Origin of the sequence: Ammoniphilus sp. YIM 78166 (assembly GCF_004522215.1) — a bacterium.
Classification (GTDB): Bacteria; Bacillota; Bacilli; order Aneurinibacillales; family RAOX-1; genus YIM-78166.
In genome coordinates, this window is record NZ_SDLR01000006.1 from 63,662 (window position 1) to 75,413 (window position 11,752).

Sequence of the window (11,752 nt, forward strand, 5' to 3'; positions counted from 1 at the left end):
TACTCTTCTACCTATTACGATTCGCCAAACGATACCTTACCCGAATAATCCTTGCCATCCGGAGCAGTGGTCGATTCTTCTTGCCTACTAGTCCTACTACTTCCGATCCCAATTCTAGTAAAATGAGTACCGCTCCTATGATAATAGCGGCTCCCCATAATGTAGATTGAGAGAACAAGACGGCGGATAAAGCAAATAACGCACTGACCATGTAGATGACTAATACCGTTCGACGGTGAGATAATCCCATGCCCAGTAAGCAATGATGCAAGTGATTCTTGTCCGGTTCACTGATGGGCTTTTTATTCACAATCCGTCGGATGATCGCAAAGAACGTATCAGAAATCGGAACGCCTAAGATCAAGATAGGAACCAAGAAGGCAATGACGGTAAGTTGCTTAAACCCGAGTATGGATAAAGCAGCCAAATTAAATCCTAAAAATAACGCACCGGTATCCCCCATGAAGATCTTGGCAGGGTGGAAATTATAAAATAGAAATCCAATAACAGATCCTAATAAGATGACACTCAATAAGATAGCCAGAGTATTCCCCATCAGGAACGCCATCACCATGGTCGCACCAATGGCAATTCCGGAAACACCTGCTGCTAATCCATCTAGTCCATCAATCAAGTTCACCGCATTGGTAATCCCGACAATCCAAAATACCGTAATCGGAATGCTTAACCACTTAAAGTAAACCTGTCCTTCAAACGGAAGGTTAATAAATTCTACACGAAGTCCCATATATACGACGATAAAGGCCGCGATGAGCTGACCCAGCATCTTCGCCTTCGGAGATAATTGATATCGGTCATCTAGGGCTCCTGTCAGAACGATGATCGTTCCGCCAATGAAGATCCCCAGGGATTCTTTTGTAATGGGAATAAACAATAAGAAGCACACGGCAAACGCAAGGTAAATGGCTAATCCACCTAAGCGCGGCATAATCCGCGTATGAACCTTTCGATGATCAGGCTGATCTACGGCTCCCCAGGCAATCGCGAGCTTCTTCACAAGAGGAGTTGCAACTAAGGTCAACACGAGAGCCAAAGCAAAGTATAGGAAATACATCAACAATAAAATCCTCTCCCCCACTGTATCTCTTTCTATCGGATAATTTTATTCGCTTCGTAACGTTCCGTCAAATGGCATTCATTTCTTTTTCGCGGCAATATAAGCCTTGAGCGCAAATTTAGGCAGCGCAAGCTGTCGTTTCCACCGCGATGGTTGAGATATCAAGCGATAGAACCATTCCAGGTTCAACTTTTGCCAAAAAAGCGGGGCCCTCTTGACCTTTCCAGCGATGACATCCAGACTGCCTCCAACACCAATAGCAATCTTCGTATGTAAAAAAGCTTTCTTTTGATGGATCCAGACTTCCTGGCGCGGGGCGCCAAGGGCTACAATTAGAAAATCAGGCTTAACCGTATTAATTTCCGCAAGGACCTCTGCTTCTTTATCCTTAAAGAAGCCATTGTGTCTCCCCGCTATAATAAGATTCGGATAACGCTCCTTAATCTTGTCGGTCGCCAATTCACTTACTTCTTCACTGGAACCGAGGAAGTAGAAAGACCACTTCTTGCGGTTGCCTTCCTCCAGCAATTGAAGCAATAAATCATACCCTGCCACCCGTTCTGGGACGGGATCCCCGTACCATCTGGAGGCCATAACAATGCCAATTCCATCCGGCGTAATCAAATCGGCTTCCGCTGCAATTTCTTCTAGAATAGGCTCTTGCAACGCCCCTACCACAAATTCAGGGTTGGCTGTAATCAAATGAAAAGGCTTGTCTTGGTTATCCTGTAAAGTCTTTTCCAAAAGGTCCAGTGTTTCTTTCATGGTCAATTTAGAAAATGGTACCCCTAATATCTCCACTTTATTGTTCATTATTACGCTTCCTTACCTATATAGACGTTTTTCTGTTATAAAAGGTTTCATCTATATTTATAGCACAGCTTGGCGATTTTATCCATCAGACTTGTCGAAAAAAGAAAAACCGTGAGGAAAACTCACGGTTAAACGGTCACTCTTAAAAAGCTGTCAATTCGCTCAATGGCTTTTTCTAGGTTTTCCATCGACGTCGCATACGAGCAGCGAATATGCCCTTCTCCCCCTTGGCCGAATACATGCCCAGGCACCACCGCTACGCGGGAATGGGTAATAAGCTGTTCAGCGAATTGGTCCGAAGTCAGTCCCGTTGAACGAACCGAAGGGAAAGCATAAAAGGCTCCTTCCGGCACTAGACACTCAAGGCCGATCTGTCGAAACGCTTGGCTCACGTAGTTCCGTCTCTGTCGATAGCTAGTCACCATCTCATCCTTGAGCTTCATACCGGTGCGCAAGGCTTCGACCGCTGCCCATTGTCCCATGATCGGAGCGCAGAGCATGGTGTACTGATGAATCTTGGTCATGGCTGAAATGAGATCCTCTGGACCAGCTGCATATCCAATCCGCCAGCCTGTCATCGCAAAGGACTTGGAAAACCCAGAAATGAGGATGGTTCGGTCCTTCATGCCCGGAATCGCAGCAAAGCAAAAATGCTTCACATCATAGCTTAATTCGGCATAGATTTCATCTGAAAGAACGAGCAAATCATGCTTCTCGATCAATTGAACGATCGGTTCCCAATCTTCTTTGGTCATCGTCGCGCCGGTTGGGTTGTTCGGATAGCAGAAGATGACCGCTTTTGTTCGGGAGGTGATTTTTGATTCGATATCGTGAGCTGTAAGCTTAAACTGGGTTTCCATCGTGGAGGGAACACTTACAGGCACGCCGCCAGCAAGCTTCACCACAGGCTCATAGGACACATAGCACGGTTCCACGATCAGGACTTCATCCCCTGGATCTAGAATCGCTCGCAACGCGAGGTCAATCGCTTCACTGGCCCCGACGGTCACTAGAATTTGATTTCGATCGTTGTACTGAACTTGGAAGGATTGATCTAAGTAATGGGCAATTTCATAACGAAGCTCGGGTAATCCCGCATTGGAGGTATACGTGGTATAGCCTCTCTCCATGGTGGAGATACTCGCTTCACGGATGGACCAAGGGGTTACGAAATCCGGTTCACCCACTCCAAGAGAAATCACATCTTCCATGGTATTAGCTAAGTCAAAATATTTACGAATACCGGATGGCGGTATGGATTGAATGGTTTGAGATAATCGTCTATTCATGGGCTCACAACCATCCTGCGATCGCCATCTTGCTGATCATAAACTACACCATCGTGCTTATAGGTCTTTAAGATGAAATGGGTCGCTGTAGAAATCACGTGGTCTAGTGTCGCAAGCTTCTGGGAAACAAAAAATGCGACTTCACGCATGGTTTTTCCTTCTATCGTTACCGAAAGGTCATAGGCTCCTGACATCAGATACACGGATTTCACTTCAGGGAAGCGATAAATGCGTTCCGCAATATCATCAAATCCTTTATCCCGCTGAGGAGTGACTTTTACATCGATCATAGCTGTCACCTGTTCATCGGCTTGGATCTTATCCCAGTTAATCAACGCCGGGTAGCGCAAAATCACTTTATCCTTTTCTAATTGAGCAATCGCCTCTTCCACCTCTTGCTTGGAAACGGCGAGCATCATTGCTAGTTTGTCGTGGGTCTGGCGGGCATCCTGCTCGAGTAGGACGAGCAGTTCCAACACTTTTTCCTTCTTCACGTGGGTCTCTCCACCTTTGGTTTTGTTTTTATTTCATAATATTTTAACACATACAAAGAAAAAGAAAATCCCTCCTTGTTATTTGGAGGGATTTTCTTTTTTTAAGGGACGATCGTGGAGAAAGCCGATTTATAAATCATCGCTTGTTTATCGCCTTGTTGGCGGATAACCACCACATAACGGTCAAAAGCCTCTACATAGCCCTCCATATGTACGCCGTTCTTCAAGATAAATTTCACATTCTTCTTGTTGCCCTTCGAAGACGAAAGAATCTCGTCTTGTTGGATATTCATGGTTTCTTTATCAGTCATCCTACTCCTTGTCCTTTCCCCGTGAGCTTTTACCCTTATTTTAACATGTTGCCTCTCGTTTTACAAAATCTAGTACGGAAGATTGACTTTTTTTCAGGTCTTTCATACGATCAATAGGGTGTAAGTCTTAAGAATGGGGATAGCATAGTGATTTGGCGTCTACTTTTTTGGATTTTATTTATAGTTGGTGTTGGTCTGCGTACTTTTCTGGTTTTCAACCTAGACACGCAGCCCATTTCAGATTTCATTCGCTTCTATGAAGCGGCGATTAGCCTCTCAGAGGGAAATGGGTTTGTCATGTTTGATCGCCTGACGGCGTTTCAAGGGGTGGGGTATCCGGCCTTTTTAGCTCTCTTTTTCTATTGGTTTGGTCCGAGCGTCATGCTTGCCAAGCTCTTAAACCTAATTCTTTCCGTTGTGTCTGCTTTTCTGTTTTATTGGATCGTCAAGCGGTTTACGAGTGAAAAGACGGCGATGCTGGCGACCCTTGTTTACGTCTTTTTGCCCAAAGAAATCCTTTATGTCAATGTTTTAGCCACAGAGATCTTATATAACACGTTGCTTCTTGCCTATTTAGCTAGTTACTTCGCTTCTTGGCCGAAACAAGTGCGAACGCCTGGAAACTGGATCTGGCTGATTGTAGCTGGACTCATCTTAGGCTATATGAGCTTGGTCAAGCCTCTCTCCCCGCTGTTTGGCCTCGTGGTATTCTTCGGAGAGTTGCTTCGCCATGGATGGTTGAAGGTGTTCTATAAAAGAGGCGGTTGGGGGCAGGCTTTGATTCGCACGAGTATTGTAGCTATCGTTTCGATATTAGTCATTGCCCCGTGGACCTATCGCAATTACGTGGTGTTCGGCAGCTTTGTCCCGAATACGACCAATGGAGGCTATGTGCTGTATGTGAACAACAATGATTACGCCACAGGCGCTTGGATGGATCCCTACAAGATTCCAGGAAGTCCGATTTATCAGATTACCTATCCGGAAACCGATCCGCGCTTTGAAGTGGAGATGGATCGGTTAATGAAAGAAGAAGCGAAGCAGTGGATTAGCGAAAACCCTGGACGATTCCTCGCGTTATCCATTTACCGTTTCAATGAAACCTTCTATACCAACTTGGATTGGCGCTGGGCTTTTGAAGTGAAGGAGGAAGATCGAGGGGAGATGGAGCTAACAAAGGCTTTTCTCATGCGGGCTATACCCAGTATTCACGCCCTTGTGAACTCGGTTTTCTTCATTGCTTATCCAGCCTTACTGTTGGGCTTTGGGGCTGCTGCCTGGAAAGGAAGGAGAACTCGCAAAGGGGTCGATCAAGAAGGCTGGGATCAGCGTTTGGCTCTTGTTCTGTTTTGTCTCCCGGCCCTCTTGTTTACGATCGTGACGATGATTTTTGAAGGGAATGCGCGTTATTCCTTTCTGTGCCATCCGATGTTTGCGTTACTCACTGCTTGGGTAGCGAGTTCTGTTAAGGAAAAAATAAGCACACAATGAAAAAAGACAAGGTGCTCGAAAGTCACCTTGTCTTTTTTCATTTATAACTTCAACCGCTTAAAAATCGTCTCCGGAACCATCTTAATAATCAACATAATCAACGCCCAGAACGATGGCGTATAGAGCGTATGCTTCTTCTTTTGAACTGCCCGGCTGATGTCTCTTGCTATTTGCTGTGGCTTCGCAACGAGGAACATCCCCTGCTGACCATACGTCATTTTGGTATCCACAAAGCCGGGCTTCACCGTTAACACCTGCACCCCTGCCGCATTCAATCGGTTCCGAAGCCCCTGCAAATACACCGTCAGCGCGCCTTTGGACGAGCCGTAAAGGTAATTGCTCTGACGCCCCCTATCCCCTGCTACAGAGGAGATCACACAGATAAAGCCGCTGCGCTGTTCTTTAAAGTAGGAGGCCGCCTGCTCCAAGATGGACACCGCTGATAAATAATTCACTTCAATCATACGTTTAGACTCAGCAAATCGAGCCTGCGCTTGTTTTTGATCCGCCATATAACCATAAGCGAGCACCAGTCCCGCCAGCGTGCCCTCTTTCGCGCAAGTCTCAAAAAATGCAGGATGGGTATCATAGGCTAAAGCATCAAAAGCCTCCACCCTGACCTGCACCTCATAACGAATCTCTAGATCCCGTGCCAAAGCCTCAAGCTCCTCGAGATCACGCCCTGCTAAAATCAAGTTAAACTTCTCCTGAGCAAATTGTTGCGCTGCCGCCTGAGCCATCCCGGACGTCGCTCCAAGAATCAAAATCGTCTTCATCTCTAGTCCTCCGTTAGCTCTAATCTCCTCGACATGGACGAGGAAAAGAGGTGGTTAGGATCAATCGTATCCTTTAGTTGCTTGAACTTTTCCCACTCGGGATACATCTGACGGAAGGTGTCGGGTGACATCAGGGCATCTTTGGCCAGATAGAGGACTCCTCCATAGTGCAATACAACTTCATCTAACTGTTTGATAAAATGGACGAAGCTCCTGCCTCCGCGCACGGGGATATCCAGGGCAAGGGTATAACCGGGTCGTGGGAAGGAAAGCCATCCGTTCCCCTTGGCTCCGAAGCTCTTCAACACGGCTAGAAAAGAAGATTTCTTGGCTTCGCTGAGCATCTGCAGGATTTTTGTCAAGCCTTCCCGGCTCGTCTCCGGTGGAAAGACCATTTGGTATTGGATAAAGCCTTTCGTCCCATACATCCGGTTCCAATGATGAATTGCATCTAAAGGATAAAAAAACGAGTCATAATCCACGGTCACCTGACTGCCGTCTTTGAATTTGCCATAGTATAAAGCATTGAAGGCGCTGATGGACAAAGGATTTAATGCAAAGGAAGGCAGATGGAACGGCATGGTCAATTTTCGCTTAGCCTTGATCGCGAGCGGTTTTCCTTCCGCATGCTTGCCCAGCATGAGTACTGAGCGCCCCATGGCGTTGCCTGTTGCCAAGCAATCAATCCAGGCTACCGAATAAGGATACTGGTCATTGGTAGCCGCGAGTTTGTCGAGGGCTTCCTCCAGATTTGCAGCTTTTTGATAATCCACATCAATGTAGGCCGAATCCACAGGAATCAGACGAATCTTAGCGCTTAGGATGACCCCTGTCAATCCGATGCCCCCTACCGTCGCCCAGAACAGGTCGGCATCCGCCTCACGAGAACATGTCCGAACCTCGCCCGATGGGAGAAACAACGTCATCTCAAGAACATGATCCGATATCACACCGTCCACATGATGGTTCTTTCCATGGACATCATTAGCGATCGCGCCGCCAACCGTCACGTACTTGGTTCCTGGGGTGACTGGCAGAAACAGTCCACGAGGCAGAAACACATCAATAATCTCCTCAAAGGTGACGCCGCCTTCGCATTCAACAACACGAGATTCAGGGTCAAAGGAAAGAAATCGATTCAGGCGCGTTTGCAGAATCACTCCTTGATTGCGATTTAATGCGGTATCCCCATAGCTTCGGCCCAACCCTCGTGAAATCCAATGCTCCAGTTCCCCGGAGGTAAGAAGGTCCGCAACCTCCTGTTTTTTCTCTGGACGATAAAGAAACGCTTCCTCCTTCGGGTAATTGCCCCATCCGCCGATTGTACTTTTGATCGATCTCATCCCCACATCGCTCCTACATACCCAAGTATCGTGCCTAATGCGAGTCCGCCCAGCACTTCCGATTTATTATGTCCCTGTGACTCCCGCAGGAGCTTGGCTGGCTTCGCGACGACGTTCAAATGCTTGGCATGCTCCCCCAACGCTCGACGAATCCCGGTCGCATCAATGATCGTGATCATCAGAAAAGCCACTCCTAACGAAAAGATAGGCGTATTGAAGCCTTCTTTAAAACCAATCAGCATCACCGCTGAACTGACCACCGCGGTATGGGTGCTGGGAAACCCGCCGTTGCCGATTCGGCTTTTCGCCTCTTTTCCAAAACGGATGTAATTGATAGCAAATTTCATACAGCCCGAAAACAACCAAGCCAGCATAGGCAATATCGCGTAGATCATGTTGTGGTCTCCTTCGTTCGTAAAAATGATCGGCTATATACGACAAGCGTAATCAACCCTAACAGCACCCCAAACCACAAGGTTCCGAAACGTGCCAATAACGTAGCCGCTACAGCCTCCGTCCTCTCTGTTCCAAGGGTCATCAGAATTCCCACCATACTGGTTTCCGCCGCTCCTAATCCCCCGGGTAACATAGAAATCGCACCGGCAATCGATGAAAAGGAAAAAGAAAAAATAGCATCTAGAAGTGGCAAAGGAATAGTTAACCCCTGAAAAATCCAAAATAATGAAACGCACTCGAGAAACCAGGATATCAGGCTCACAAGAGTCGCGCTGATTACTAGCTTCCATTGAAAAAGTAAAAACGAGCTTTCATAAAAAATCTCGACCTTCTCGATTCCTCTCTCCAATCTCGGGAGTTTCTTCAGTCGGTGAAGAATTCCGAGTGTTAACGGCTTCGACTGAATGATCAGGATGATCCCAAGAAGAAACACGGCCGTTCCGGCTAGGAGGTAACCTCCATAGGGAAATCGGCTGATGCCAATTGACGCCAACAGTAGCATCGCCATAAGATCAGTCGCCCGCTCCGCTAACACGATCGGTGCAGATCGTGCCACATCGACTTCATGCCTCCTTTTTAAAAGAAAGGATTTCAGCACTTCTCCCGCTTTTCCCGGTGTAATCGACATGGACATGCCACTTACAAACACAATGGCGCTGTCCTTGAGAGGAATCCGGATCCGTAAGGCCCGCAGATACAGCTCCCACTTAAAGAATCGAAAGAGATACGCTGCAGAAGTAAAGCATAGCACCAAGAGGAACGTGGACCATGGAACCTCCGCCAAGTGGCTCCGAAGCGAAGAAAAGTCTCCCCAAGCACCAATTCCAGCCACAACAAGGAGTCCCAGAAGGAATCCGATCCCCAAACGCTTCATTAATCGGTCAGCATCCATATTGGACTCCTTCTAATGAAAATAAATTTTGATGATCATTACGCTTAATCCGAAAAGCAAGACGGTCCCTAATATATGCTTGTCATCTAGCAGCACCTTCTCTGGACTTCCTCCCCCTTCTCTCATATGCACCAGATAAAGGTAGCGAAAAATTCCATAAATGACAAAAGGAATCGTCCACATCATCGCCGTATTCGGCCCGGTCGTGGCGGTGTATAAGGAGTAGCTCATGATAGTCGCAGACGTTACGATAGAGATCATCTGATCCAGTAAACCTGTAGAATAATGCTCAAGCACCTTACGCTGGCGCAGCTTGTCCCCACTAAAGAGCTCCAGCTCATGGCGGCGTTTACTTAACGCCAGGAAAAGAGCTAGAAGCATCGTACAAAGAATAAACCAGGACGTCATGCGAACCTCAATAACGACGGCACCGGAAAATCCGCGAAGAACAAACCCTAAGGCAATGATCATAACATCAACGATCACCACGTGTTTCAGTTGGATGGAGTAAAAGACATTAACAATAAAATAGACAACAAGGATGACTGTAAACCAGGGCTCCACCCAGTAGGATACCAGAAGAGCCGTAGACAGAAGGAGCACTCCCAGTACTTTCGCCATTCCAATACTTAAGTCACCCGATGCAATCGGTCGTTTTGATTTCTCCGGATGCAATCGATCCTTTTCCACATCCATGATGTCATTAAGAATATAGACCGTACTAGCGGTCAAGGAAAAACAAATAAACGCGAGAATCGTAGCTACAACAGCGTTAATATCTATGAATTTCTCCGCGAAGACCGGTGCGGCAAACACCAACAAATTCTTGGTCCATTGCTTAGGTCGTAATTGGAGTATAATTGCTCTCAGGAATACTTCCCCCTCTCACAAGACAAATCAAGCCCTCCACAAGGGACGGCTTGAATACACTATAGCGATTTTAGCATACTTCGCTGACACGTCAAAATACAAAAAGAAAAGCCAGCAGAAGCTGGCCGAGATGCATTAATTTGCAGGATCCACAATATCTAATGTAAGAGTATAGTCTACCGCGGTCGAAGGATCTGGTTGATTGTTCACATACTTCATGACTTTGATGTTAAAGACGAATTGTCCCGATGTAGCAGTTGGGCTGATAAAATACTTACAGAGTGACAACCCCGAAAATCCTGGCTCTCCTGTATCAAACGCGGTGAGGTCCATCATCTGAACTAAATTCGCTGGCACACCTGGTTGCATGTCAGAACTGCTGTTTCCTTGGATCGTCATTCCCCCAGCCGTGACCGATACCAATTGAACATTGAGTTTTTCCGTGATATCCGCATAGAGGTTCAGGATCTGAAAATTGTTCGGTACGGTAACGGATAAGTTGGACCCTGTTCCTTCAAATACGTACTGGCTGCTTAGTCGAAGGTTGGATGCCGTTGGATTCCCACTCACAGGCGGAACAGGAGCAAGCCCTCCACCACCGCCTCCGAGCTTAGGTGCTTCAACGGAATCTGGCTTCTCAATACGATCAGGTTCTTTTTCAAAGCTTACACCGGACACTTTCACTTGGGCCAATTCAATGGTACCCGTTCCCGTGATGGAAGTGGCAGCTTCAACCAAAAGATCTTTAATTTTGGACTCAGCGCTTAGGTTCAACTTATTATTGAGAGCTTGGGACTTAATTTGGGCTGAAGTAATGGTTCCCGAGACCACATGAATTTCGGATTGGTTAGATTCGATCTCCAACAGGTCAAAGTTACCTGCTAAGTACACTTTGGATTGCTCCGGTAATGCTTTAGAAGCCACCACTTGCTTAAACCCTTGCTTAGTGATGTCTTTCTCCTCAAGCTTCGCTCCTGATTGGAGTTCTACTTGCTCAATCACGGTTGATCCGGAGGCAACCACTCTAACATCCCCTTGTTTCTTGTTCACAATGACTCTACTCAGTACAGAATCTTTAACATAAATGCTGTTCGCTCCGCCACCAAGGATCGTTGTCTTTCCTTTTACCACCACATTCTGCAAAGTGACCTCTCCCTCGGCAACCGAGGCTGACAAAAGGAGATCTCCATGAATCGTTGTGTTCTGAAGCACTACTCCTTCTTTTTCAATGACGACATTTCCTTCTATGACTGCATTACCTGTAGCCGGACCGTATGTACCTGCCTCGTTATAAATCACAGTAGAATTTGACTTTAGTAGCTTATTTAATGTAACAATGGCTTCCGCTCTCGTAATGAATCGTTGAGGCTGAAAGGTTTGATCTGGATACCCATTCATGTATCCTTTTCCAGCCACTTGAGCTATAGCGCCTTTACTCCAAACAGGCACTTGTGCAGCATCTTTAAATGATAGAACGGTTTCTTCATTAGCCTGAAGCTGCGCCATCTTCGCAATCATAACCGCTACTTCCTGGCGATTCACCTTGCTGTTGGGCTTCATTGTACCATCGGTGTAGCCTGATATGTATCCAGCTGCTTGGGCTTTCTGAACTTCTTCGTAGTACCACTGACCGGCACGCACATCTGAGAAAGAGATGGATGCCTTGGCAGAAGCTCCAATCGCCTGGTTCGCCATGGTCATAAATTCTGCTCTTGTGATACTGTTATTCGGCTTAAAGGTTCCGTCTTGATATCCTCTTACAAGCCCTTCATCAACCCACTGTTGAATTTCTTGTTTGGCCCAGTGTCCGCTAATGTCGTTCGGCTGCTGTACTGATTGTGCATGGGTTCCAAAAGGAGAAAGCAAGCTTACTCCAAGCACAAACGAGGAGAAAGCAGCTAATTTTTTAAAATTTCGCATGTATCCCTCTTCACTCCTA

12 protein-coding genes are annotated in these 11,752 nt (G+C 46.7%); 1 reads left to right on the forward strand and 11 read right to left on the reverse strand.

Going from position 1 to position 11,752, the window contains the following annotated elements:
* Nucleotides 1-7: 7 nt before the first annotated feature.
* The 5 genes from EIZ58_RS25065 to hfq all read right to left on the reverse strand — a co-directional run bounded on the left by EIZ58_RS25065 (nt 8) and on the right by hfq (nt 3,967).
* Nucleotides 8-1,075, reverse strand: a complete 1,068-nt coding sequence (locus EIZ58_RS25065; RefSeq protein ID WP_134703878.1) for a glycosyltransferase family 4 protein — start codon at nt 1,073-1,075, stop codon at nt 8-10.
* Between the two features lie 81 nt (nt 1,076-1,156).
* Nucleotides 1,157-1,891 (reverse strand): WecB/TagA/CpsF family glycosyltransferase, encoded by a 735-nt coding sequence (locus tag EIZ58_RS25070; RefSeq protein ID WP_134703714.1) that lies wholly within the window; start codon nt 1,889-1,891, stop codon nt 1,157-1,159.
* A 128-nt stretch (nt 1,892-2,019) separates the two neighbouring features.
* Complete coding sequence (locus EIZ58_RS25075; protein WP_134703715.1) at nt 2,020-3,180, reverse strand: aminotransferase; 1,161 nt, start codon at nt 3,178-3,180, stop codon at nt 2,020-2,022.
* The gene (locus EIZ58_RS25080; RefSeq protein ID WP_134703716.1) at nt 3,177-3,674 is read right to left on the reverse strand and encodes an Lrp/AsnC family transcriptional regulator; all 498 of its coding nucleotides are present in this window, start codon (nt 3,672-3,674) and stop codon (nt 3,177-3,179) included. The genes EIZ58_RS25075 and EIZ58_RS25080 overlap by 4 nt, the downstream gene beginning before the upstream one ends.
* A 101-nt stretch (nt 3,675-3,775) precedes the next feature.
* The gene (hfq, locus tag EIZ58_RS25085) at nt 3,776-3,967 is read right to left on the reverse strand and encodes an RNA chaperone Hfq (protein WP_167577948.1); all 192 of its coding nucleotides are present in this window, start codon (nt 3,965-3,967) and stop codon (nt 3,776-3,778) included.
* Between the two features lie 165 nt (nt 3,968-4,132).
* On the opposite strand from hfq, the gene EIZ58_RS25090 reads away from it, so the two are divergent.
* Nucleotides 4,133-5,476 carry an ArnT family glycosyltransferase gene (locus EIZ58_RS25090; RefSeq protein WP_134703717.1) on the forward strand — a complete coding sequence of 448 codons (1,344 nt, stop codon included), beginning with the start codon at nt 4,133-4,135 and terminating at the stop codon, nt 5,474-5,476.
* Between the two features lie 41 nt (nt 5,477-5,517).
* On the opposite strand, the gene EIZ58_RS25095 is transcribed toward EIZ58_RS25090, so the two are convergent.
* The 6 genes from EIZ58_RS25095 to EIZ58_RS25120 form a co-directional block, all read right to left on the reverse strand.
* Complete coding sequence (locus tag EIZ58_RS25095) at nt 5,518-6,252, reverse strand: SDR family oxidoreductase (protein WP_134703718.1); 735 nt, start codon at nt 6,250-6,252, stop codon at nt 5,518-5,520.
* 2 nt (nt 6,253-6,254) lie between these two features.
* Complete coding sequence (locus tag EIZ58_RS25100) at nt 6,255-7,595, reverse strand: FAD-binding protein (RefSeq protein ID WP_134703719.1); 1,341 nt, start codon at nt 7,593-7,595, stop codon at nt 6,255-6,257.
* Nucleotides 7,592-7,990: a divergent PAP2 family protein gene (locus tag EIZ58_RS25105; RefSeq protein ID WP_134703720.1), complete on the reverse strand. Its 399-nt coding sequence runs from the start codon at nt 7,988-7,990 to the stop codon at nt 7,592-7,594. The genes EIZ58_RS25100 and EIZ58_RS25105 overlap by 4 nt, the downstream gene beginning before the upstream one ends.
* The gene (locus EIZ58_RS25110) at nt 7,987-8,943 is read right to left on the reverse strand and encodes a lysylphosphatidylglycerol synthase transmembrane domain-containing protein (RefSeq protein WP_134703721.1); all 957 of its coding nucleotides are present in this window, start codon (nt 8,941-8,943) and stop codon (nt 7,987-7,989) included. The genes EIZ58_RS25105 and EIZ58_RS25110 overlap by 4 nt, the downstream gene beginning before the upstream one ends.
* Nucleotides 8,944-8,955: 12 nt before the next feature.
* On the reverse strand, nt 8,956-9,813 hold the full coding sequence (locus EIZ58_RS25115; protein ID WP_134703722.1) for a decaprenyl-phosphate phosphoribosyltransferase: 858 nt from the start codon (nt 9,811-9,813) through the stop codon (nt 8,956-8,958).
* A gap of 135 nt (nt 9,814-9,948) precedes the next feature.
* Entirely contained in the window at nt 9,949-11,733 is a 1,785-nt protein-coding gene (locus tag EIZ58_RS25120; protein WP_134703723.1) for an S-layer homology domain-containing protein, read from the reverse strand.
* Nucleotides 11,734-11,752: the final 19 nt, after the last annotated feature.